This window comes from Rudanella paleaurantiibacter (assembly GCF_009184635.1).
Lineage (GTDB): Bacteria > Bacteroidota > Bacteroidia > Cytophagales > Spirosomataceae > Rudanella > Rudanella paleaurantiibacter.
Genome location: NZ_WELI01000012.1, coordinates 85,294 through 108,876 on the forward strand (window position 1 = coordinate 85,294; position 23,583 = coordinate 108,876).

General features: G+C 53.7%; 17 protein-coding genes. 2 read left to right on the forward strand and 15 right to left on the reverse strand.

What is annotated here, in order from left to right; translation table 11 throughout:
* Positions 1-49 precede the first annotated feature (49 nt).
* Positions 50-814: a M12 family metallopeptidase gene (locus F5984_RS22845; RefSeq protein ID WP_152126537.1), complete on the forward strand. Its 765-nt coding sequence runs from the start codon at positions 50-52 to the stop codon at positions 812-814.
* 2 nt (positions 815-816) lie between these two features.
* Here F5984_RS22845 and rhaT read toward each other — a convergent pair whose 3' ends face one another.
* The 9 genes from rhaT to F5984_RS22890 form a co-directional block, all read right to left on the reverse strand.
* On the reverse strand, positions 817-1,851 hold the full coding sequence (gene rhaT / locus F5984_RS22850) for an L-rhamnose/proton symporter RhaT (RefSeq protein WP_152126538.1): 1,035 nt from the start codon (positions 1,849-1,851) through the stop codon (positions 817-819).
* 112 nt (positions 1,852-1,963) lie between these two features.
* Complete coding sequence (locus tag F5984_RS22855) at positions 1,964-2,980, reverse strand: GntR family transcriptional regulator (protein ID WP_152126539.1); 1,017 nt, start codon at positions 2,978-2,980, stop codon at positions 1,964-1,966.
* Between the two features lie 70 nt (positions 2,981-3,050).
* A complete protein-coding gene (locus F5984_RS22860; protein WP_152126540.1) occupies positions 3,051-4,493 on the reverse strand; it encodes an FGGY-family carbohydrate kinase in 1,443 nt (480 codons plus the stop codon).
* A gap of 15 nt (positions 4,494-4,508) precedes the next feature.
* Positions 4,509-5,798, reverse strand: a complete 1,290-nt coding sequence (locus F5984_RS22865; protein ID WP_152126541.1) for a sugar isomerase — start codon at positions 5,796-5,798, stop codon at positions 4,509-4,511.
* A 108-nt stretch (positions 5,799-5,906) separates the two neighbouring features.
* Positions 5,907-8,042 carry a bifunctional aldolase/short-chain dehydrogenase gene (locus F5984_RS22870; protein WP_152126542.1) on the reverse strand — a complete coding sequence of 712 codons (2,136 nt, stop codon included), beginning with the start codon at positions 8,040-8,042 and terminating at the stop codon, positions 5,907-5,909.
* A 194-nt stretch (positions 8,043-8,236) separates the two neighbouring features.
* A complete protein-coding gene (locus tag F5984_RS22875; protein ID WP_152126543.1) occupies positions 8,237-9,478 on the reverse strand; it encodes a NupC/NupG family nucleoside CNT transporter in 1,242 nt (413 codons plus the stop codon).
* A gap of 91 nt (positions 9,479-9,569) precedes the next feature.
* Positions 9,570-10,268 carry a LytR/AlgR family response regulator transcription factor gene (locus tag F5984_RS22880; protein WP_152126544.1) on the reverse strand — a complete coding sequence of 233 codons (699 nt, stop codon included), beginning with the start codon at positions 10,266-10,268 and terminating at the stop codon, positions 9,570-9,572.
* 82 nt (positions 10,269-10,350) lie between these two features.
* Positions 10,351-13,203 (reverse strand): PAS domain S-box protein, encoded by a 2,853-nt coding sequence (locus F5984_RS22885; protein WP_152126545.1) that lies wholly within the window; start codon positions 13,201-13,203, stop codon positions 10,351-10,353.
* Between the two features lie 4 nt (positions 13,204-13,207).
* Entirely contained in the window at positions 13,208-13,747 is a 540-nt protein-coding gene (locus tag F5984_RS22890) for a heme NO-binding domain-containing protein (RefSeq protein ID WP_152126546.1), read from the reverse strand.
* A 223-nt stretch (positions 13,748-13,970) separates the two neighbouring features.
* Between F5984_RS22890 and F5984_RS22895 the strand changes: the two genes are divergently transcribed.
* Positions 13,971-14,519, forward strand: a complete 549-nt coding sequence (locus F5984_RS22895) for an RNA polymerase sigma factor (protein ID WP_246169293.1) — start codon at positions 13,971-13,973, stop codon at positions 14,517-14,519.
* Between the two features lie 161 nt (positions 14,520-14,680).
* On the opposite strand, the gene ppk1 is transcribed toward F5984_RS22895, so the two are convergent.
* The 6 genes from ppk1 to F5984_RS22925 form a co-directional block, all read right to left on the reverse strand.
* Positions 14,681-16,912, reverse strand: a complete 2,232-nt coding sequence (gene ppk1, locus F5984_RS22900) for a polyphosphate kinase 1 (RefSeq protein WP_152126547.1) — start codon at positions 16,910-16,912, stop codon at positions 14,681-14,683.
* Between the two features lie 152 nt (positions 16,913-17,064).
* Positions 17,065-19,074, reverse strand: a complete 2,010-nt coding sequence (gyrB, locus tag F5984_RS22905; RefSeq protein ID WP_152126548.1) for a DNA topoisomerase (ATP-hydrolyzing) subunit B — start codon at positions 19,072-19,074, stop codon at positions 17,065-17,067.
* Positions 19,075-19,404: 330 nt separating this feature from the next.
* Positions 19,405-19,809, reverse strand: a complete 405-nt coding sequence (locus tag F5984_RS22910; RefSeq protein ID WP_152126549.1) for a hypothetical protein — start codon at positions 19,807-19,809, stop codon at positions 19,405-19,407.
* 111 nt (positions 19,810-19,920) lie between these two features.
* A complete protein-coding gene (locus tag F5984_RS22915) occupies positions 19,921-21,129 on the reverse strand; it encodes an alanine dehydrogenase (RefSeq protein WP_027302926.1) in 1,209 nt (402 codons plus the stop codon).
* 95 nt (positions 21,130-21,224) lie between these two features.
* Positions 21,225-21,638, reverse strand: coding sequence for a tRNA (adenosine(37)-N6)-threonylcarbamoyltransferase complex ATPase subunit type 1 TsaE (tsaE, locus tag F5984_RS22920; protein ID WP_152126550.1), 414 nt, complete (start codon positions 21,636-21,638; stop codon positions 21,225-21,227).
* A 217-nt stretch (positions 21,639-21,855) separates the two neighbouring features.
* Positions 21,856-23,583 carry a RagB/SusD family nutrient uptake outer membrane protein gene (locus F5984_RS22925; RefSeq protein WP_152126551.1) on the reverse strand — a complete coding sequence of 576 codons (1,728 nt, stop codon included), beginning with the start codon at positions 23,581-23,583 and terminating at the stop codon, positions 21,856-21,858.

Below are 23,583 nucleotides of genomic sequence, written 5' to 3' on the forward strand. Positions count from 1 at the left end.
TTCACTCTGTTTCCTGGCAAGCTGTACGCTGCAGGATGACTCAACCTCTATGTTTCTCACGCCCAAAGAAACGGTCGCGATTGAACAGGCATACCCTGGTCAGATTGGGATCGCCAAAAAAGGCTACTGGCACCAGCAAGAGGTTGGTTACCGGGCGGTCAACGGCGAGGCTATCGTGGACGGTGACATTGTTATTCACCCGGACGAACTGTCAGCCGAGCGGCTACCCCAAACAGAATCGACCGGGCGGACCCGGTCGACGGCCAAGTGGCCTAACAATACAATCGTTTATCAGGTAGACCCGACGGTGCCTAATCCGCAGTGGGTTGATCAGGCCATTGCGCATTGGCAGGCTGTTACTCCCATCCGGTTTGTTCGTCGGACTACCGAACGCGCCTATGTGCTGTTCCGTGGAGGGAGTGGCTGCTCATCCAACGTAGGCCGGATTGGTTCGCTTCAGTACATCACGTTATCGTCATCTTGCTCGGTTGGAAACATCATCCACGAAATTGGCCATACGGTGGGCTTGTGGCACGAGCAAAGCCGGGCCGACCGCGATGCGCACATTACCATCAACACCCAGAATATTCAGGCGGGCTACGAGAATGATTTCAAAACCTACATCCAGACTAACTACGATGGGTTTGACTTTGGGCCTACCCTCGATTTTGGTTCGATCATGATGTACGGGCCTTACACGTTCTCGAAGAACGGGCAACCCACCATTACGCGGAAAGATGGTTCGTTGTTCTCGATTCAGCGCGATGGCCTCTCACCAACCGATATTGCCACCGTTCGGCAAATGTATCCGTAAGATTAGAGCTGACTGCCCATTCCGATCAGAATCGTAGACAGCACAATGAGGGCCAGTCCGGTGTACACGACTCGATACGTGGCCGGGCTGGCCCCTTTCCATTCGTTGAGGTATAAACCCCACAGGGTGCTGAACGTGATGATGAAGGCCATGTGCATAGTCCAGCCGGCATACCGGAACTCAGCGGGGAGGTACGCATCGCCCATGCCGTAGAAGAAGAACTGAAAGTACCAGGTGGTGCCCGCTAAAATGGCCCAGAGGTAATTGTTGGCGAGGGGTTTGTCTTTGGCCAGGTAGTCGCCGAAGCTCTTGTTACGCCGGTTTAGAGCCATGCACCAGATAAAATTGGTGGTAAAGCCGCCCAGAAGCAGTACGGGGTACACAGCGTTATTCTGAAAGAGTGGGTTGGTGCCGCCTTTCAGAGCAAGCTCGGCAATGGGTTTACCAGCGGTAAGGCCAAAGTTGAAACAGGCGCTCAGAATCCCTGATACAGTGGCTACCACAATACCTTTGCGCAGGTTAAACTCGGCCACGGTGGCTTTCTGCTCCTCGGGGTTCAGCTCTTTCTCTTTCCGAACGCCCGCAATGCCGCAGATTCCGATACCAATAAGGCACACCAACACCCCCGCAAGCGTAAACTGCCCGGTACGCGTAGTGATAAGGTCGTTGAATTTACCGTCCCAAATTGGGGGAACAAGGGTGCCAAAAGCTGAGCAGTAGCCCAGGGCTACGGCCATACCGAGCGAGATGCCCAGATACCGCATACTGAGGCCGAAGGTGAGTCCACCAATACCCCACAATACCCCAAAAAAATACGTCCACCAAAGAGTTGACTGGTTGGCACCCGTAATGGATTCGAGTGGGTTGCTGACGGTAAGCCAGCTCATGAGCCAAGGGACTAGAATCCAGGAAGCCACTCCGCCTACAATCCAGGCACTTTCCCAGGCCCACTCGCGTACCCGGCGGAACGGAATATAAAAACTACCGGACGCGTACCCGCCCAGCGCGTGAAAAAAAACACCTAAAATGGAAGACATACGGGGTATTGGGGCTTGGTTAAGTACAGAATAATCGTCAAAAGTATGGGGCGCCGGTCGCACTGTTCACGCCGTTTTTCCGGTCACAGCCGTTAGCTGGCCTGTAACTGGTTTACAGGGATCGGCGGACAATGAGCCGAAACGGGTTTTCGATATGCTCGTGTCGGTCGCTCAGAATGAGGTCGGCGGCTGTACGGCCCATATGGGCATGATCGGTCGAAATAACGGTGATTCCGTCGAGCAGGACCTCTTTGAGCGGGCTTTCGTTGTACGACAGAATACCTACTTCTTTGCCTACCTGATACGCCGTATCCTTGGTCTTTTTAATGAGCGTGACCAAGTCTTCTTCCATCAGGTTGATATACGCGCAGTCGGGTTGTACCACCAGGTCGTTCACTTCGTGTACCACGCGCGCGTTGAACCCATAGGCATGGCAAAAGGCGTAAAATCCGTTCAGAATCCCTTTGTCGTAGTAGCTATAGGCCGGAAACAGGATGTTGAGCGTGGAGTACTTGCGGAGTAGGGGCAGGGCGTCGGTAAGGGCCTGGGTCAGGTCTTTCTCGAAATTCTGCACTACCGATCCGTATTGGCCCATAAGGCCGTCAATGGCTTTGTCGAGAACAATCAGTTTGTGTTTGGGTAACTGATTGATCAGGTCGACGGCCCGCTCGCTCTGATCCAGAAAATGCGGGATGATTACGTAATGCGTATAGCCATGTGCATGCCCAAGCAACAGGTTTTTGAACAGCCGGAAATCGTTGTTGTAAATGAAAAAATCGATGGCCACGTCGGAGCCTAATCGCTCCACAAAGGCGTCGTAAATGATTTTTTTGTGCGGACTGAGCTTGTTGAATAGCAGAAAAATCTTCTGAGTGCGCCCAAACTTGGTGTGCTGAATATAGAATCCCTTACCCTGCACCCCACCAATCAGCTCTTTTTCTTTCAGAACCTCGTAGGCCCGCTCTACGGTGCGTTTGCTAATCTCGAAATGCGCACACATTTCGTAAATCGATGGCAGCTTGTCGCCGGGGAGAATGTCGTTCTGCTCAATGCCCTCGATAATCGAATTAACAATCTGCAGGTATTTGGGCGTGCTCGAAAAATCGTTGATTGCAATCTGGTTCAGCATACAAAAAGTTGTCCGGCCCTCATGGCTAAATGGTCAGGAGCCGGATAAACTACTGACGTTCGATAACGCTTTATTTGGATTCGGGGAAATAGCGTCGGAGCGACACCAGTCCCGGCCGAACAGGTTGCGAATTCCAGTAGGCATGAATGGCCAGAGCCGCCCCCAGCGCACTTGCCTGCGGTACCGATGCGGCATAGACCGCTACATCGGGGAAGGCCGAAGCCAGTAAGTGCATGTAAATGGGGTTCTGCCCGAAGCCACCATCGACATACAGGTTCTTGAGCGCCGGCCCACCCGCTGTTTGGCCGGTAGGTAGCACCAGTGCCGTTGACACGAGCTGTTGAGCCACCAGATCAAGCATCAGTTGATGGTATGCTTCTTCGTAGGTGGCAAACAAGGCCAAATCCCGTTGCCGGAACCGGGTTTCGGCAAGTGAGGGCAACAGTTTGGGGGCTAGCAGGCCGCCTTCGCGCTCAGGCGTTGGGTCGGTGCCTGTATCAGCGTCCTGCAACTGACGGATCAGGTCGGCCCGGTACGCTACCTGTTTGTAATAACCCACCGGTACGTTGAAATGCGTAGCCAGTCGTTTCACCTGTGACTCGTGCTCGTAGCCCGCAAAGAGCCGACTGGCTTTTACCGGTTGTCCTTTGTAGTGCATGTAGCACAGGCAGTCGTACTGTAACTCTTCGGCGGTCAGGGGCTGGTGGTTAAACGGATTCATGCTTACGCACCAGGTACCCGTTGAAATGAGCACAAACGGCCGGTGGTCGCTACCTTCCTCAAAGCTGGCGAGGTACGGAATGAGGGCCGCTGAGCTGTCGTGCAGGCCCACGCCCACGGGTATCGACCGCTGGCCGATCTGTACCGGCTGGGCTGAGTCGGAAGGGACAAGCGGAGCCTGATACCGGTCGAGTTGTTCCTGAATCACCCAATGGTGATACTGTTGTTGGGTAAAATCCCAGAGCAGGGTGTGGCACCCTACGCTGGTGAGGTCGGCTACTGCCCGACGACTGACCTGAAAGCTCAGAAACTGAGGCAGGTGTAGGGCATATTTGAGTTGTGCCAACCGCTCTGGATGCTCGTACTTGAGCCGGTAAAGTTGCAGGCCGGAGTTCAGGCTGTCGAGAGCGGGTGAGGCTGTTTGTACCGAAAGGGCTCCCTCGGGGCCGTAGTCGGTGTAAAACTGTTGGCGAAGATCAGCCGGGTAGGGCTTTAGGTAATTAGACAATGGCCCGATGGGGTTGCCCTGTTCGTCGATGTTCACCAGACTGGCCCCGTACCCCGAAAAATTGATTGCCTTAATCTCGAACTGGGGTAGAGCCATGATTTCCTCTAAAGCCTGCGCAAGCCAGGTGGTCAGCGCGTGCAGGTCCTCGCAGGGGTCGCCGTCTTCGTCGGTAATTTCGTCCATCGAAGTCGACGTTTCCCAGACGATCTGGTATTGTTCATCAAACAGAAAGACCTTTTTATTCGTCTTGCCGACGTCAAAAATGGCGATAACAGGAGTAGGCATCGGAATAAAGATGAGTTAGAGACCAGTGGCAACGGTTTTGGCGCCACGTTCCCGAATCAGGCTGTCGCGTACGTTGAGTTGCCGGAACAGGGCCAGTGGATCGAGGGCGCCCCCGGCCCGCCGACGGGCTTCGGCCACGAGCGGGCGCACATCGGACCGGAACACATCCTGCAACAGCTCCTGCGCCTGCACTACATCATTGGCTTCGCGGGCTTCTTCGAGGGCCACCCGGTCAACGAGCAGCGCCTGGGCGTAGGCAATCTGGATGGCTTCGACGCTCTGCAACAGGTCTTCGAGGGGGTCTTTCACATTGTGGCTGGCATCGATCATCCAACCCAGATCCGTGGCATGGTTCATACCGTGGGCATCCATTCCATCGACCAGCTCGTTGAAAATCAGAAATAGCTGGTACGGTTTGATACTGCCGGCGGTCAGGTCGTCGTCGCCGTATTTAGAGTCATTGAAGTGGAAACCACCCAGTTTGCCTTCCTGCAACAGAATCGCCACAATCTGCTCAATGTTGGCATTGGGCAGGTGGTGGCCCAGGTCGACAAGGGTATACGCTTTGGGGCCGAGCTTGCTGGCGTACAGGAAGCTACTGCCCCAGTCGCCCACGGTCATCGAATAAAAATTGGGTTCAAACGCCTTGTACTCGACAAACATTTTCCAGCGGGCCGTGTCGCTATCGGGTGGGAGGGCGGCATAAATTTCGTGCAGACTTTCGAGCGTGCGCTCAAAGGCTTTGCGGAAATTAAGCTGCCCCGGAAAGCAGGAGCCGTCGGAAAGCCAAACCGTAAGGGCTTGTGAGCCGAGGGCTTCACCGTGCCGGATTACCTCAATGTTGTGGTCGATGGCCTGTTGCCGCACCGCTTTGTCAACGTGTTGCAGGGAGCCAAATTTGTAGCTCAGCGGTTGATCTGATTGATCCTGAAACGTATTGGAGTTAACCGCGTCGAAAGCCAGACCGTGACTCCCGGCCTGTTGCCGAATGGCCGCCACATCCTTGGGAATATCCCACGGAATATGCAGTGAAATAGCCCCACTGCTGCGGTTTAGGGCGTGCAACAGACCCACATCATCAATTTTTTCTTCCAGACTGCGGGGCTCTCCGCCCCCCGAAAACCGCCCGAACCGGGTGCCGCCCGTACCGAGTGCCCAACTGGGAATGGCAATCTGGAAATCAATTAGCTTCTGAATCACAAACTCGGCTTTCTCGACCTCATTGGCCCAGTAAGAAAGCTTGCTCCGGTGCGAATCGGACCGGAGCTGATTGTGGTCGGCAATGTATTGAGGGTTTAGGAGCATACGGTTAACGGGATTGGAACACGAAGTAAGCAAAAAAGGAACAAGGGACTGATGGGGCAGCTTTCCTTGTTCCTCTTCAATGGGTTACAATACGTCTGATTGAATAGTTTACCGAACAAAAGCCATGGCTACCCCGCCGTCGACGTTCAGCACGTTGCCGGTCGATTTGTCGAGCAGGCCACCTACGTAGGCGAAGCAGGCATTGGCAATGTCGTCGGGCAGAATGACCTCATTGAGCAGGGTGCGCTTGGCGTAGTAAGCGGGTAGCTCTTCTACGCTGACCCCGTAGGCTTTAGCGCGGCCCTCGGCCCACTCGCCCGCCCAGATTTTGGAGTCGGCGATAACGGCATCGGGGTTCACTACATTGACCCGAATCCGGTCTTTGCCGAGTTCGGCGGCATTCAGGCGGCTCAGGTGCATTTGCGCGGCTTTGGCTGACCCGTATCCGGCGTTGTTCGGCCCTGATACGAGGGCATTTTTGCTCACAATATTGAGCACGTCGCCACCGAGGTTCTGCTTACGCATGATGGCTACGCCGTACTGCGTGACCAGGAATTGCCCTTTTACCAGCACATCGTACAGCAGATCCCAGTCTTTTTCGGTATGCTCTTCGATGGGCTTTGAAATAGACAGACCCGCGCAATTAACCACAATGTCGACTCCGCCAAACGCCAGAGCGGCTTTCTCAAATGCTTTCTGGATGGCATCGGCGCTGGTTACGTCGAGCAGGGCCGTGGTATGGGTGTCGCGGCCGTACTGCGCTTTGAACTCCGCATCGGCGCTGCTCAGGCGGTCGGCGTCCATGTCGTTGATAATCACACAGGCCCCCTCGTTGGCAAACTTCCGGGCAATGGCCTTGCCAATACCACCGGCGCTGCCCGTGACGAGTGCAATTTTGCCCGACAGCGGTTTGGGCTTCGGCATCCGCTGAAGCTTGGCTTCTTCGAGCAGCCAGTATTCAATATCGAATGCTTCCTGACGGGGCAATGAGGTGTATTCCGACACAGCCTCGGCGCCCTTCATCACGTTGATGGCGTTGATGTAAAACTCGGCCGCTACTCGTGCCGTTTGCTTGTCTTTGGCAAACGTAAACATACCCACGCCCGGCCACAGAATTACCACCGGGTTGGGGTCGCGCATGGCGGGGCTGTTGGGGTGCTTGCAGCTTTCGTAGTACTCGGCATACATGGCGCGGTAGGCTGCAAAAGCCGGTTCGAGGCCTGCCTTGATTGCCCCGCTGTCGCTCAGGTCAATATCGGCGGGGAGGTCGAGTACGAGCGGGCTGATTTTGGTGCGCAGGAAGTGGTCGGGGCAAGAGGTGCCCAACGGAGCGAGCCGGTCGAGGTCGGCAGAGTTGGTGAACTCCAGCACGCGCTCATCGTCGGTAAAATGACCGATCATGCGGGTATGACCCGAGCAGAGGCCGCGTAAAACGGGGGCCAGCGCGGCTGCCTGGGCGGTGCGGTTCTCGGCGGGTAAGCTCTGCCGGATGGCCCCGCCAAACACAGGCCGGTTTTTACCGAAATTATCTTCCAGGTATTCGGCGCAACGCTCAATGACCTCGAGCGTGTTTACGTAGCTTTCGTAAGCCGTATCGCCCCAGGTAAACAACCCGTGCGATCCGAGCATGATGCCCCGGATACCCGGATTGTCGGCAAGGCACTGCTCCAGTTGCAGGCCCAGGTCGAAGCCCGGCCGCTGCCAGTCGACCCAGCCGATTTGTCCATTGAACAGCTCCTGCGTAATGCGCTTACCGTCTTTAGCGGCAGCGATTGCGATAGCTGCGTCGGGGTGTAAGTGATCGACATGCTTGAACGGCAGAAAGGCGTGCAGGGGCGTATCAATCGAGGGGGCTTTGGAGTTGAGGTCGTAGATGCAGTAGTTGAACAGTTCAACCATTTCATCTTCAAATGCCAGCCCGCGGTACCGCTTTTTGAGGGCATGGAGCCGGTTGAGGTACAGAGCCGCCAGCCCGCTTTTCTTGAGCGTACCAATATCGCCCCCGGAGCCTTTCACCCACATGACTTCGGTTGGATCACCGGTGAGTGGGTCAGGCGACGTCACTTTGCACGACGTATTGCCCCCGCCGTAGTTGGTCAGCCGGAGGTCGGCCCCGAGCAGATTGGATCGGTAAATAAGAAGCCCTACTTCATCGCCTTCCAGCGCGGCAGCTTTGGCATCGTCCCAAAGGTAGCTCACGTGTTTGAACGATGAGGGTTGATAGGTGTTGGCTTGGGTAAGCATACTGGTACGAGTCGAGTCAGAGACGGATTAGAAGGACGTATAACGGTCCGGTATATCAAAAGTATGTCGACAGTAAAGCAAAACTTTCACCTACTTTCCTCGGTATTGCCGAAAGAAAAATGACAAAAAATAGGGGAGAAGGTCTGGTTTATCCGCCCTTCTCCCCCGTATGTCTACTGTTGACGTTCGTCTATCTATAGCAAAAGTCCGGCCAATGTTGCCGACATATAACTCGCCAACGTGCCGCAAATCAGGGCTTTAAAGCCGAGTCGGGCCAGGTCGCTCCGGCGGTTGGGGGCCAATTCACTGATACCACCCACCTGAATAGCAATGGATGAAAAATTGGCAAACCCACAGAGGGCAAAGCTCACGATAGCCACCGTTTTAGGGTCGAGGGTGCCCTTTACCTTCACCAGGTCAAGGTACGCGACAAACTCATTGACTACCATCTTGGTACCCATCAGGGCGCCGGCCGCCTGCACATCTTTGGTCGGAACGCCCATAGCCCAGGCGAACACCGAAAACAGGCCGCCCAACAGGTAGTTAAGGCTCAGCTCCGATGTGCCGAAGATGTAAAACCCAATGCGGAACAGGATGCTGTCGAGCAGGGCAATCAGGGCAATGAAGCCAATGAGCATGGCTACCACGTTGAAGCCCACTTTGAGGCCCTCGCTGGCCCCGGCGGCAATAGCGTCGAGCAGGTTAGCGTGGCTTTTCTTGATGTCGAGCTTTACCGTTCCCTGCGTTTCTGAAACCTCGGTCTCGGGAAATACAATTTTGCTGATGACCAGTGCGCCCGGAGCTGCCATGATACTGGCTGCCAGCAGGTAGGGGGCCGGTACACCCAATGATACATATACGGCCAGTACCCCGCCCGCAATACAGGCAAAGCTACCCGACATAGAAGCCAGCAGCTCGGAGTTGGTCATATTTTTGAGATAGGGCTTCACCATGATCTGCGCTTCTACCTGCCCCACAAACGTACTGGCAACGTTGGAGAGGGCTTCGGCCCCGCTCACACCCATCAGCCATTTCATGCCACGGGCCATCACGGCTACTACGCGCTGCATGATGCCCAAGTGGTAAAGAATGTTGACGAGCACCGCCACAAAAATGATGGTCGGGATGATCGAGAAAAAGAAGATGAAGTTATTGCCCGGCCCGAACGCCTTACTCAGTACGTCGGGCTTAACCAGGGGCGAAAACACAAACTCAGCCCCTTTGCCTGCCTTGCCCAGCAGCCGCTCGACATAGTACCCAATGGTCTGGAAAATTTGCTGCCCAAGCTCGGTTTTAAGGACAAACACAGCCAGCCCAAACTGAAGGGCCAACCCAACGCCAACGGTTCGGTAATTGATGGCTTTACGATTGTTCGACATTGCGTAGGCAATGCCCAAAATAAGGACTATCCCGATTAGCCCGGTAAAACGCTCCATGCGGTGAATCTCTGATTACGGTTTGGCTCGAAAGCCCGCGAAGATACAGCTTGAACCCGACTAATGCACTACCTGCGTAGGGTAACCTGACTCACAGCAGATTTAGCCGGTTCATCAACTCAGCTTTGTTGGCCCGGCTGATTGGAATAACCTTGTTGGCCACTACCAGCGTATTCTCTTCGATATCGACAATTTTGTCGAGATGGACGATATACGACCGGTGTACCCGCATAAATTGCGTACCCAGTTTTTCTTCCAGATACTTCATGGTTGCGTAGACAATGTGGGTTTGGGTTGCCGTAAAAATTTTTACATAGTCGCCGGTATTTTCAATGTACGAGATGACGTCGAAGGGCAGGCGAATGTAGCGCCCGTCGGTTTTGATGTAAATTTCCTGTCGCTCCGGCCCTGCCGTTGGGTTGGCTTTGGCCCGGGCGGCCAGATCAAGCACTTTCTCGACGGCCAGATTGAAGCGTGGCAGTGTGACAGGCTTTTTTACGTAGTCGGTCACCTGATACTGAAAGGCATCGTAGGCGTACTCGGTCTTGCTCGTTGTGAGAATCACGTACGGGGTCGACGAGAGCTTCTCCAGCAGATCGAAGCCGGAGAGGCCGGGCATTTCAACATCGAGCCAGATAAGGTCGACGGATTGTTCGGCCAGAAAATCGAGTGCCTTGCGGGCGTTATCGAACGTAGCCAATACCTCCAGAGACTGATGCTGTTCGCAAAATCGGTGCAGCGATTTTCGGGACATCAGTTCGTCTTCAACAATAATACAAGTAAGAGACATACGTACTCAAATCGGATTAAATGGCGGATGTGTAGATGTCGTGTGATGCGTGATAAATACCTCTTGTTCCTCGCTCAACTATTCACGGTTGCGCTAACTTTTGCAGCTCGTTTTTGAGCAGTGGAATGGCCTCATTCGTATGCTTAATAATATCACTGCAGTAAATGACCACCAGTTCGCTGTTGCTATTCTGACTGGCACTACGCTCAATCTGCGCCATTTTGGCCTCCAGCTCCGTCAGCCCAACCATGCTGAAGGTGGGCTTTAATTTATGGGCCAGGCGGGCCACCTCTGCCCAGTCATGTGCGGTGCAGAGATCGTTGAGCCGGTTGATTTCCGGAACAATATCGTTCAGAAACAATTCGAACATTTCGGAAGCGGTGCTGAGGTCGGGGCCGTACATATCGTGCAGATGCCGCCAATCGAGTCCAAGGGCAATCGGGACAGAGGGGTTAGCATCGGGCAGCTCAGCGGGGGTATATTGCCGAAGCAAAGCGAGCAGCTTGGGTGGATCGAAGGGCTTGGTCAGAAAATCGTCCATCCCGGCGGCCAGGGCAATATTTTTATGGTCGAGCATGGCCGAGGCCGTCAACGCAATAATAGGTACGTGCTGATTGGGGTTACGCGTACTCCGAATGGCCACCGTAGCCTCGTAGCCGTCGAGCACGGGCATCTGAATATCCATCAGAATCAGGTCGAACTTATGTTGCCTGCACACCTCAATGGCCTGCATGCCATCGGGGGCGAGGGTGTACGAGATTCCCCATTTGTTGAGTAGGCTGCCAATGTACTTTTGGTTCATGGTGTTGTCTTCCACAACCAGCACATGGCCCAGGCGCCACTCCATCATCGGTACCGGGCTAAGTTCGGGCACCGGCACCGGGGCCGACTGCGTAGCCGAACGGGTAAAAGGAAGGATAAATGTAAACACACTACCCTCGCCAACCCGGCTTTTGACCTGAATTGTACCGCCTTGAATTTCAACAAGTTCTTTGGTGATAGCCAGCCCCAAACCAGTGCCTTTGTGTTTGTGGCCCTGCGGGTTTACCTGTTTGAACTTCTGGAACACCAGCCCAAGTTTTTCGGTCGGAATCCCCACGCCCGTGTCAGTCACCGAAAATTCGATCCAGCACTGGTTCTGCTCTTCTTTCCGAATCCGGGCCGAAATCTGGATACTCCCCTCTTCGGTGAACTTGTCGGCATTGCCTACCAGGTTGGTCAAAATCTGGTTGAGCATCACATCGTCGCCGATGAAATCACCATTGATACGGGCGTCGAGCATTACGTCGATGTCGATGGGCCGCCCTTGCAGTTTCATCTCGAATACTTTCTGCGTGCCCCGCATCAAACCCGCCAGATCGAACGGGCGCGACTGAACCTCAATGCGGCCGGCCTCAATTTTGGTCATATCGAGCAAGTCAGAAATCAGACTGTGTAGAAAGTCGGCGGAAGTCTGCAAAATCTCGATGTACTCCTGTTGCTGGGCCGTGGGGCGGGTATCAAACAGCAAGTGCGACATGCCGATGATGGCATTCAGGGGGGTCCGAATCTCGTGGCTCATGTTGGCCAGAAACTGCTTTTCGGCCTGCCGGGCTTCGTCGGCCAGGTGTTTGGCGGTTGCCAGCTCCTGTTCCAGTTGTTTGCGGGCGGTGAGGTCGTAATGAATACCCATGGAGCCTACCTGTGCGCCATGTTCGTCCTGAATAGGCACCCCGCTGACCAGCACCCAGATCCGTGACCCATCTTTTCGCATCAACTGCAATTCGTACGAACCGGCCGTGCCGAGTCGGCGTTGCTGTTGCTGCTCACTCAATACTTGAATAAACTCGGGTGGCACCAGCATTTTGGCTGCATTCTGACCAATCAGCTCGTCTTCGCGGTATCCAATCATTTTGCAGAACCGGTCGTAGGCCCGCAAAATTGTCTGGTCATTATCTACTTCGAGCAACCCGAGTTCCATGTTATTCATGATACCCCGGTATTTTTCTTCGCTCCGGCGAATACGCTCCCGCGTTGTATTTTTCTTCGTAACGTCGGTGTACTGCCACAGGTGGCCCATGCACATTCCATCAATCAAAATCGGAATGTAGTCCTGTTCCAGAATACGTCCGTTGCTTAGCCGAACTTCGGTCCCGACTGATGCCTGCCGACAAGCCAGCAGCTCGTCTGTTCGGGCCTTAAAGGCTTGTGGGTCATCCACAGGGTTGCCCGTTAGTGCTTCGAGGTCAGTATGGCTGAGGCCTGTTAATTGTTGTGCACTGACCGATATGCCGAAGAGGTCGCAAAAAAGGCCATTAGCCAAAATAACCTGGCGGTCCTGCGTTTCGAGCATCACGCCCGACTGTAAACTGGAGATAAGGGCAGTTAGCTGAATCTGAGTGGTTTGTAGGGCCAGTTCGGTGGTTTTTCGGGCGGTCACATCCCGGGCTACGGCCACCATTTCAACTATTTCATTGTTCGACTCAATGATCCGAACGGTTTGCCCGATCCAGACCGTCCGGCCGTCTTTGGCAATAATGGGTAACTCGTAGTAAGTGCTGCTTTTACGTTCTTCCAGTACACGCTGGTAGTACGTAATCAGCGCGCCCTTGTAGCCCTGTTCAACAAAATAACTGGCGTGTTTGCCAACAAATTCGTGCTCTTTGTACCCCAGTAATTTTTCGGCTACCGGGCTGATATAGGTGAAATAGCCATCGGGCGAAATTTTGTAGATAATATCCTCGATCGACTCAATGAGTTGGCGGTACCGCTGCTCACTTTCCTGGAGTTCGGTTAGTTTATTCTGGATTTCGAGTTCCAGATTTTCGTTCAGGTGTTGGAGTCGGATGTTGACGTCGTACAATTCGAGCGCCTTCTGCTCCAGAATACCCTCGGCCTGCCGACGGGCGGCCTGTTCGCGGGCCAGCCGTCGTTTTAGTAATTCGATATCGTCCATACGGTTAGCGCTTTACGATATCGAATAAGACCTGGCTACCATCGTCGGTGAGGTTCGTTTTGGTCACCGTTGCCTGCTCGCCAAAATGTTCCAGACATCCCTCAATTAGCCCGTGGGCAAAATCGGCAAGCTTACGCTCCGATGTGTAATGCATAGTCAGGTGATCGGGGGCGGGCTGCTCAACGAAGAAATGGGGCAGCTCAGCGTCGGGGTAGAGCTTGCGTACTTCTACAGAATGGTATTCCTGGATAAGATGAAAAAGACTAAACGCAGAATCACTACGGTCTAACAGCTGGCGGTAGCTCCGGGTAAATATTTTAAACATGTACTGCCCGTACGCCCTCAGAAGTTCGGCTACTGTTTGGTGGGTATAGCTGCTTAGTTGCTCAACGAGCGTGAGCATTTCGCAGTGGTTGTAGGTGCCTACAGCCGTGTAGATTCCTCTCGAAGGTAGGTCAGATTTGGTAAGAAGTTGATCAACAACGCCATAACCAAATCGCTCTTCGACCATTTCCAGGAATTCTGTGAATACAAGTCCTTTCATCGTACTTAGCTAACCGGTAGGTTAAGTACGTAAAGTTATACATATAGATAGAAAAACATATAAAAGACACATGTTAAAAAGTGGTTATTACCGAAAAAGGTGTAAAAAATGCAGTTTATCGAAATCCAAAGACCCATGAATTATAGTATATACATTTTTGCAGGCCAGAGAGGGGAGAGGGATCTTTTCATTCTGACAAAACCCATGTGATAAAACAAACTGTATGAGAACCCTCATGACCGATGAAGAGCTGATTCGGCAGTATTTGCATTCTGGAACAAATAGCTGTCTGGAGGCTTTGTACAATCGCTATTCGACCAAGGTGTACCATCGCTGTATGGCGGTGATACGAGACACAAACAAGGCTCAGGATTACACGCACGACATTTTTATCCGCATCTTCGCCCGGCTCGACCGGTTTCAGGAGCGGTCGAGTTTTGCAACCTGGCTCTATTCAATTGCGTACAATTACTGCGTTGATCAGCTCCGGGCCGATAAGCGGTTGATGCTGACGGCGCTGGATAGCCAAACCGACTACCATTCGTACACGACCGAGGAGGCCGATGGGTACGAGTACAATCTGCAACTGCTCTCGAAGGTAATGAAAACCATGCCTGATAACGAGGCCCGGCTGCTACGGTTGAAATACCAGGAAGGGCTGGACATTCGGCAGATTGCCAGTCAGTTAAATATTAACGATAGTGCCGTAAAAATGCGGCTGAAACGTTCGCGCGAGCGGGCCAAACGATTGTATCAGGGAGCAGTATGTTAAAAAGGAAGGAGCATTTGAGCAAACGGCCGGATCAAAACGATAGATCCGGCCGTTTGCTTTTGTCTATAAATCAGAAACTTGTACGTGAATGAATAATGACTCATTCTGCTGGTTATCAGCTTGCTCGTTATTCATTCTACACTGTCCATTCCACAGTTGCTTCACAGGTTGGCGATAGCGTGTTCCTCGCTTTCGTCGAGATGAATTTCAGGAGCGGGTTTATCCTGATGATCGCCCTCAAAGAGCCGGGCCTGCATTACATCCGACCAGTTGACATCGAAGAAGCGCTGGTGAAGATTAAACGGTTCTTCGCCTTCGGCAACCTGGCATTTCTGATACGTACCGTCTTCGGCCAATTCGTAAGCATTCACGTTATCGCGCAGGTTGTAACTCAGGATATGGATGGCCTGTTGTTTCACCCGGTCGTCGGCCAGTAGAAACAGCGATTCGATGCGCCGGTCGAGGCTGCGCACCATAATGTCGGCACTGCCGCCGTAAACCTTGGGTTTACCGTTGTTGTGGAAATAGAAAATCCGGGTGTGTTCGAGGTAATCGCCTACAACCGAACGGACGGTAATATTCCCGCTTAAGCCCTCGCGTTTTGGCCGCAAACAGCAAATGCCCCGCACAATGAGCCGGATAGGCACACCAGCCTGTGACGCCTGGTATAGCTCATCGATCACGGCCTTGTCTTCGAGCGAATTGATTTTGATGCAGATTCCGCTTGGCACGCCTTGTCGGGCGTTTTCGGCTTCGGCCTGAATCAGTTCAATGAGCTGGTTGCGCATGTTGCGCGGGGCCGTAATCAGGTACTGGTAACGGTTGGGCAGTGAGTGCCCCGTGATGACGTTGAAAAACTCGGCAATGTCGCGCGTGATAATTTCATTGGCCGTAAGCAGACCAATGTCGGTGTACATTTTAGAGGTCTCCTCGTTGTAGTTGCCGCTCGACAGGTGGGCGTACTGTACTACCCGGTCGCCTTCGTTACGGACTACCAGCAGCAGTTTGGTATGGGTTTTAAACTTACTGATACCGTAAATTACAAAGCAGCCCGCTTTTTGCAGGCGCTGAGCCTCCCGAATGTTGTTTTCTTCGTCGAAACGCGCTTTTACCTCGAATAGTACGGATACGTGTTTACCGTTTTCGGCTGCTTTCAACAGAGCCTCGGTCACGCGCGAATGCTTGGCCAACCGGTAAATAGTCAGCTTGATGGCCAGCACCGTCGGATCTTCGGCGGCCTGTTCGAGCAACTGAAGCACCGGCTCAAAATTGTTGAACGGATGGTGCAGAAACAGGTCGCGCTCCCGAATGGTCTCGAAAATATCGGCCACTTTTTCGCGGTTCAGGCCCAGCGGAGGCACCGGTGGGTGCGGCACGGGCATATCATCCTTAAAGTCAGGATATTTAATGATTTGCCACAGGCTGGTAAAGTCAATTAGGGAGGCCGCTTCGAAGAGGTTATAATCGTCGATTTCCCACCGTTTTTTCACCAGCTTGATCATCCACTCAACGCTAGGCTCGCTGTAATCGACCGTTTGGGTTTCAACGCGCACCACCCGCCCGAGCCGCCGGTTCTTGATTTTCTGTTTTACCTCGTCGATAAAATCGACCTCGGCATCGTCGCTTTCTTCGAGCGTGAAATCACCGTTACGGGTAATCCGAAATAGGTTCACGGCCAGAATCTCGACGTTGCGGTACAGCTTTTTGATGTTGTGCCGTACAATTTCTTCGATGGGCAGGAACAGGGTTTCGCTTTGCCGCTCAAACGTCATGAAGCGGGGCAGGTTGGCCGGAATCTGCACGAACGAGAGCCGTTGCCGGTCATCTTCATCGCCCGACAGAATCTTGCGGCCGTCGGCTACGTCGGTGTTTTGGGTCACCACCCCGAAGATCAGGACTTTGGCCAGCAATACCGGAAAGGTATGCGTGTAGTCGTAGATCATGGGGGTCAGGGTGGGGTAAATCGTCCGGTCGAAATAATCGTTGGCCTGACTTTGTTCGTGCCGGGTAAGGTCGGCTATCTGAACAATACGCAGCTCGTTTTTCTGAAATAGGGGCAGCAGTTCGTTCTGATATACAGCCTGTTGCTCCTGACTAAACTGCTGCATAGCCGTGAACAGGGCTTTGCGAAACGGAATTTCGCGCAGACCCGAATAATCGACCCGCTGTTTGTGGTAATCAAGATAATTGTACAGACTACCCACCCGAATGGTAAAAAACTCATCCAGGTTCGACGCCGTAATGGCCAGAAACTTAAGTCGTTCCATCAGGGTTCGTTCGGGGCTGCGCGCCTGATCGAGTACCCGTTCGTTAAATTTCAACCAACTCAGATCGCGACTGAGGTAGTCGCTCTGATCAATAACACTGCTTACTTTTTCGCTGACTTTAGCCATATGACCTGGTTCCCCCGCTGAGGAATGCTTAGGGTTCGTCAGTTTATTGATGAATTGTTTCAACATGGGTTCCGTTCGTTCTTGTGTGGGCTGTCTGTCAAAGTAAAACAAAAAAGCGGGCTGTTCTGCCCGCTTTCTCAACTGTTTTATACTTAAACGTCCACTCGGGCGTATTTAGCGTTCCGTTCGATAAACTCTCGACGGGGCGCCACCTCATCGCCCATGAGCGTTGAAAAGACGTGGTCGGCGTCGGCGGCCGACTCAATCGTTACTTTTTTGAGGCTCCGGCGCTCGGGGTCCATCGTGGTGCTCCAGAGCTGTTCGGCGTTCATTTCTCCCAGACCTTTATACCGCTGCACGTTTACGTTCTCTTCCCGGCCTGAGCCTGCCAGTTCGCGTACGGCCTGTTCGCGCTGTTGTTCGGTCCAGCAGTAGCGCTCTTCCTTCCCTTTTTTCACGAGGTACAGGGGCGGCTGCGCAATGTACACGTAACCGTTGTCGATGAGCGCCTTCATGTTGCGGTAGAACAACGTCAGGATGAGTGTTCGGATGTGCGACCCGTCGACGTCGGCATCGGTCATGATGATGACCTTATGATACCGGAGTTTTTCGAGGTTCATCACCGTCTCGTCGTCTTTCTTTTCGAGTCGAACGCCGAGGGCCGTCCAGATATTCTTGATTTCTTCGTTTTCGTAGATTTTGTGCTCAAGGGCCTTCTCTACGTTCAGAATCTTACCACGGAGGGGCAAAATTGCCTGAAACGCCCGGTTACGGCCTTGTTTGGCGGTTCCACCGGCCGAGTCCCCTTCCACAAGGTACAGTTCGCAGCGTTCGGGGTCGGTATCCGAGCAGTCGGCGAGTTTACCGGGCAGGCCGGCTCCTCCCATAAAGTCTTTCCGGTCGGCCATGATCCGCTTGTACGCCTGTTCGGCGGCAATGCGGGCCTGTGCCGACACAAGCACTTTTTTCACGATGCCCTGCGCCGTTTTGGGGTTTTCTTCCAACCAGGTTTCGAGCAGTTCATCCATTGCCTGACTTACCGCTTTCACTACCTCCTGGTTGCCCAGCTTGGTTTTGGTTTGCCCTTCAAACTGAGGCTCCTGCACCTTGACCGAAATAACGGCGGTAAGTCCCTTGCGGAAGTCCTCGCCCGTGAAGGTGAGCTTACCCAGATTTTTGAATTTATCGGCGTTTTTGTCGGCGTATTGCTTCAATACCCGTGTGAGAGCCGAGCGGAAGCCCTGCACGTGCGTGCCGCCCTCGTGGGTATTGATGTTGTTCACGTACGACAATACGTTTTCCGAGGCCTCGTAGTTGTACACCAGTGCTACCTGAACAGGCGTAGAGCCTTTGGTGCTCTCCATGTACACGGGCGTCATACCGTCGAGCGAAGGCCGGGTTTCGTCGAGGTATTTCACAAACTCAACCAGGCCCCCTTCTGAGTAAAATTCGGTTTGGTTGATAGGCTCACCGGTTTCGTCCAGTTCCCGCATATCCTTCAGGAAAATCCGGATGCCTTTGTTGAGGTACGCCAACTCGCGCAGACGGCCCGCTACGGTGTCGTACCGGTACACGGTTTCGGTGAAGATGCTGCCATCGGGCTTGAAATGGGTAATAGTCCCTGTATCATCAGCTTCGCCAATCACGCGAACGTCGTACTGCGGAATCCCGATTTTATATTCCTGTTCGAAGATTTTGCCTTCGCGGTGAACCTCCACACGCACATCGGTCGAGAGGGCATTCACGCAGGATACACCCACGCCGTGCAAACCACCCGACACTTTGTAGGTGTCTTTGTCGAACTTACCACCGGCATGAAGCACGGTCATCGCAATTTCGAGGGCCGACTTGCCCATTTTGGTATTGATACCCGTTGGGATACCCCGGCCGTTGTCGCGTACCGTGATGGAGTTATCGGCGTTGATCGTGACGTGTATGGTGTCGCAGTAGCCGGCCAGTGCCTCGTCAATTGAGTTATCAACCACCTCCCAAATCAGGTGGTGTAATCCTTTGATCCCAACGTCGCCAATATACATGGCCGGGCGCTTGCGCACAGCCTCCAATCCTTCAAGAACCTGGATGTTGTCGGCTCCGTACTCCCCCAGGGGGGCTGAGTCGGCGGTATTGGTCAGAACGTCGGTTTCGATCAATTCGTTTGTCATAGTATGCTCGTAGAATATCAGCGAATCGGTTTTGTCAGGGGTCTGGAAAAACGCTGTAAATAGGCGTTATCAGATGGTAAAAATACAAAAAATATCCGTCATTTCCTACGATCTGCTCCAAGATTGACCGAATGCATAAAAAAACGTGGTCCTTGTAGAGAACCACGTCCAAAAACGTGTTTTTGCCCTTAAAACGTGGTCTTTAGCCGCATTTCGACCTTGTCAAATCCAGCAACAAACATTTGGGTAAGCTGGTTGTCGAATTTGTGTGGGCGTTCTGGGAAAAATCTTATTAATTTCCTGCAACCGATTGTATAAGCACAGAGGGGGTCAGTCTTCCGGAAACGGAATATACACAAACCCCGCAAACTCGTTATGCACTACAAATAAGCAGCAGTATTCATCGGGGTTTTTGTAATGCTCCTTAAACAACTCGACCGACTCCGGGCCGATTAACTGACGTTGGACAAACTCGTCTACAAACGTGGCTTTGTAGTCCCAGGCATTGGCGAGCTCTTTAGCCCCAATCAGCAACTGCCCCAGTTCCAGGGGGCGTTGAGATGCCACAAAAATAGGATAGTCCGAAAAACCACGCTTCCGGATTTGGTACGAAGCCTCTTTGAGCTGATCGGCCACCAGCACAAAATCGGCTGAAATCAACCCCATCAAGCGTTTGTTGATGTCGGGCGAATTAGCGTCGTCCAGCAGGACGTTTTCGTTACTATGGTGTATCATGTTGAGGAGTGAGGAGTGAGGAGCGAGGAGATAGGAGTTGCTGACGCACGAATACTGCTTACGCGTCAGCAACTCCTCGCTCCTCGCTCCTCACTCCTATCTACTTTGTTGTTAAAACCGTGCGGCCAGCAAGAGCTGCAAATCCTTAAATCGCATACTGAACTTGCGGGCAATGTAGGCATTAGTCAATGTGCCTTTATGAGAGTAAACACCTTTCATGAACCAACGGTTCTTGTACATCATTTCTTCGATGCCCCCGATGGTGCCGGTTTCGAGTAAAAACGGTAAAAAGATATTGCTCAGGGCCATGCTCGCCGTGTGGGCCACGCGCGAGGCAATGTTGGGCACGCAGTAGTGAATAATGCCGTGGTGCTGAAAGGTCGGGTTTTTGTGCGAAGTCATGCGCGACGACTCGAAGTTGCCCCCCTGATCAATGGCTACGTCGACAATGACCGCTTCGGGCCGCATCCGCGACACCATCTCGTCGGTGACCACAACAGGACTGTGCCCATCGTCGCCCCGGATGGCCCCGATCACCACATCGGCCCGTTCGATGGCCTCGGCCAGCGTGTCGGAGTCGATAATGGCGGTGTAAATAGGCTGCCCAACGGCGTATTTCAGGCGTTGTAGCTTGTACAGGTGCCGGTCGAAAACCTTAATGTCGACGCCCATCCCGTGGGCCGCCCGAATCGCGTACTCGGCTACAGTCCCCGCCCCCAGAATCACCACTTTGGTGGGGGGCACGCCCGTGATGCCGCCCAGAATGACGCCCCGTCCGTTGACACTGCTGAGGTATTCGCCCGCAATGAGCATCACGGTACTCCCCGCAATTTCGCTCATGGTTCGGATTACGGGCAACCCTCCGCCGGGGTCTTCGATGTACTCGTAGCCGATACCGGTAATCTGTTTTTCGTTGAGCCGCTCGAAATACCGGCGCTCATGCGAGGGTAGGTTGAGGGCCGAAATGAGGGTGCTGCCCGATTTGAGGTAGGCAAACTCATGATCGACCAGCGGCTCTACTTTCAGAATCACGTTCGAGTCGAACACTTCTTCGGGCGAATATACAATCTGCGCCCCGGCTTCGCTGTAGTCGTTATCGCTGAATTTGGCCCCGGTGCCGGCCGCTGTTTCGACCACTACCCGGTGGCCATGGCGTACCAGAATCGCGACGGCCTCGGGCGTGAGGGCGATGCGGTTTTCCTGAAACGAAACCTCTTTGGGCAGGCCGATCTGAAGGCTGTGTTTATCCGTTCTGACGGCCGCCGGGGCTTCTTTAGGGTATAAAGCCGTTTGCTTGGCTAATTCCTCGAATCCAGTCACTTTGGGGAAGTTTACAGTTTTCAGTGTGCGGTTCTCAATTAAATAGGTCTGTAGCAGAACTATAAACCGAAAACTATGTACTGAAAATTCTTATTCTAACGTGTCTTTACGGTGCGTTTTCCGGTGGGGTCGGCGGTCAACTGTACCCGAAAATGCGGGGTTGGCCAGAGAGCTTCAATGCGTTCGGGCCATTCGACAAAACAATAGTCACCCGAATCAAAATACTCTTCCAGCCCAATGTCGAGGGCTTCGGCTTCATTGCGGAGCCGGTAACAATCGAAATGATAAATTGGGTCTCCGCTCTGCGTGGTGTATTCATTGACGATCCCAAACGTGGGACTCTGTACCACACTGACTACGTGGAGGGCTCGGCACAGGGCTTTGATGAGCGTGGTTTTCCCAGCTCCCATATCGCCCTCGAATAGCCAGACCCGGTGCGGCCCGGCCTCGTTGAGCAGCAGGTTGGCAACCTCATCTAATTCGTCCAGCGATTTGAAGTGAAGTGTCATAGCATCCCTAATAACGTCACGAAGATACGATTTTTCAAGCTGCTACCCGACCGGTCGGTTACTTTCCGGGCCGTACGCACCCGGCCCGGTTATACCCACGGCCCGCAGAAATGACAAGGGCACTGGGCGAAAGGGGCGGTTATGAAATGCCGAAAGTCGGTCGGTACATACACAGGGTATGCACCGACCGACTTTCAGAATCTGGTAACGGGTAGGCTTAATAGCCGGGATTTTGCTCCAGCGTGGGCTTTCCGTCTTTCTGGCTGTTCAGGATTTCCTGCAACGGAATCGGGAAGTACTCGTGCTTGCCTTTTACAAATTGTACCCCCCGGAGGTAGCTCCGCTTGGCGCTCTCGGCCGCGTAGTATTTGTTCAGCACCTCGTCGGCAATACCCCAGCGCACCAGGTCGAACCGGCGGTGGCCTTCCATTGCAAACTCCAGGCGTTGCTCAAACTGAACCGCCTTGCGGGCCACAGCGCGGTCGGTCCAGGCGGTCGCGTACTCCTTAATGAGGTAGTTGGCGGCTGGCGTTCCGTCGGCGTTCTTCACAAAGCCGTCGGGATTGGCGGCCCGCTTCCGAATCCGGTTGACGTAATCCCGTGCTTTTTCGAGATCGCCAATTTCGGCTTCGATTTCGGCCAGCCACAGCAATACGTGGCTGTAGCGGATCATGCGGTAGTTATTGGCGTTCAGACGGGGGTTGCCCGCAAACGTGTTGGTACCCACATCCGAACGGTACATAACGTGCTTCTTGGGCGAGTAGGGGCCGCCGTACGCCTGGTCGCGCACGTAGGCTTTGCCGGGATGAACGCCCCAGTCGAGATACGGAACTCCCCGGCGGCCTACCGTCCAGTCGAGACGGGGGTCGAGTGTGCGGGTTTCGGGCGTAAACGGAGCTGTGGACTCGATGCCCTGGTCGCTTTTAACGTCGTTTTCGTTGAACGTATCGATCAGAGGCAGGCCACTGGCGTCGGTTTTGAAGGCGTTGACGAGGTTCTGCGAAGGTTGGAAGAAGCCGCAGCAGGTAGTGACCCCACCGCCCCCATATGGGTAGTTCAGGGTTGAACCGGCGTTGCCGTTTTCACCGCCCGATGCGCCGTCGTTAACCGAGTACTGCACTTCAAAAATCGACTCCGCGTTGTTGTTGGTTACGGCCCGGAAGTTGTCATGGTACCGATCCATGAGCCGGTACTGGTTGCTGGCGACAATAGCCTCGAGCAGGGTTTTGGCTTCGGCGTATTTTTTCTGGAACAGGTACGCTTTGGCCAACGTAGCCGCAGCCGCCCACTTGGTAGGCCGTCCTGCCTGTGTTTGCTTGGCAGGCAAAGCCGTGTAAGCCGCGTTCAGGTCTTCTACAACCTTGGGCCAGATGTCGGCCGTGTTGGTCAGCTTGGCACTTTCGAGGTTGTTGGGGTCGTACATCTTCTCGTCGATGTACACCACCTTGTTGTACATTTTTTTCAACTCGAAGTGGAAGTGGCCGCGCAAAAAGCGGGCCTCGGCCGTTACAAGGGCTTTTTCGGCATCGGTCATGTCTTTGGCACCAGTCAATGCCTGTAGGGCATCGTTTACCCGCGCAATGCCGTCGTACATACCCCGCCATTTACCCCGGAAATAGATGTTGTCCGACTGGATATTGGCCTGCTCAATAAGCGAAATGGGCGGTTGGTCGCCGGCAATGGTTCCTTTATAGGCATCGTCGGAAGCCACGCTGCCGTACACCCAGTTGTCGGCACCAACCTGATACGAACGGTAGGCCCCTTCGGGTGTGGCCCAGCCGTCGAGCAGGGCATAGGCACCCGTCAGCAGGGCGTTGACACCCGCTTTGTTTTGCAACGCCGTGGCCGACAGGGCGGCTTTGGGCTGCACATCTAAAAACTTATCGGAGCAGGACGAAGCCGCTACCAGACAGAATATGAATAGGATGGAGGTAATACGTTTCAT

Excerpts from the sequence above, each read along its gene's own strand:
- tsaE (WP_152126550.1), bottom strand. The coding sequence starts at position 21,638 with ATGACACTTCACTTCAAATCGCTGGACGAATTAGATGAGGTTGCCAAC.
- F5984_RS22880 (WP_152126544.1), bottom strand. The coding sequence starts at position 10,268 with ATGTCTCTTACTTGTATTATTGTTGAAGACGAACTGATGTCCCGAAAA.
- F5984_RS22890 (WP_152126546.1), bottom strand. The coding sequence starts at position 13,747 with ATGAAAGGACTTGTATTCACAGAATTCCTGGAAATGGTCGAAGAGCGA.
- F5984_RS22910 (WP_152126549.1), bottom strand. The coding sequence starts at position 19,809 with ATGATACACCATAGTAACGAAAACGTCCTGCTGGACGACGCTAATTCG.
- rhaT (WP_152126538.1), bottom strand. The coding sequence starts at position 1,851 with ATGTCTTCCATTTTAGGTGTTTTTTTTCACGCGCTGGGCGGGTACGCG.
- F5984_RS22845 (WP_152126537.1), top strand. The coding sequence starts at position 50 with ATGTTTCTCACGCCCAAAGAAACGGTCGCGATTGAACAGGCATACCCT.
- F5984_RS22895 (WP_246169293.1), top strand. The coding sequence starts at position 13,971 with ATGAGAACCCTCATGACCGATGAAGAGCTGATTCGGCAGTATTTGCAT.
- F5984_RS22925 (WP_152126551.1), bottom strand. The coding sequence starts at position 23,583 with ATGAAACGTATTACCTCCATCCTATTCATATTCTGTCTGGTAGCGGCT.
- F5984_RS22870 (WP_152126542.1), bottom strand. The coding sequence starts at position 8,042 with ATGCTTACCCAAGCCAACACCTATCAACCCTCATCGTTCAAACACGTG.
- gyrB (WP_152126548.1), bottom strand. The coding sequence starts at position 19,074 with ATGACAAACGAATTGATCGAAACCGACGTTCTGACCAATACCGCCGAC.
- F5984_RS22855 (WP_152126539.1), bottom strand. The coding sequence starts at position 2,980 with ATGCTGAACCAGATTGCAATCAACGATTTTTCGAGCACGCCCAAATAC.
- F5984_RS22875 (WP_152126543.1), bottom strand. The coding sequence starts at position 9,478 with ATGGAGCGTTTTACCGGGCTAATCGGGATAGTCCTTATTTTGGGCATT.
- F5984_RS22865 (WP_152126541.1), bottom strand. The coding sequence starts at position 5,798 with ATGCTCCTAAACCCTCAATACATTGCCGACCACAATCAGCTCCGGTCC.
- ppk1 (WP_152126547.1), bottom strand. The coding sequence starts at position 16,912 with ATGGCTAAAGTCAGCGAAAAAGTAAGCAGTGTTATTGATCAGAGCGAC.
- F5984_RS22860 (WP_152126540.1), bottom strand. The coding sequence starts at position 4,493 with ATGCCTACTCCTGTTATCGCCATTTTTGACGTCGGCAAGACGAATAAA.
- F5984_RS22885 (WP_152126545.1), bottom strand. The coding sequence starts at position 13,203 with ATGGACGATATCGAATTACTAAAACGACGGCTGGCCCGCGAACAGGCC.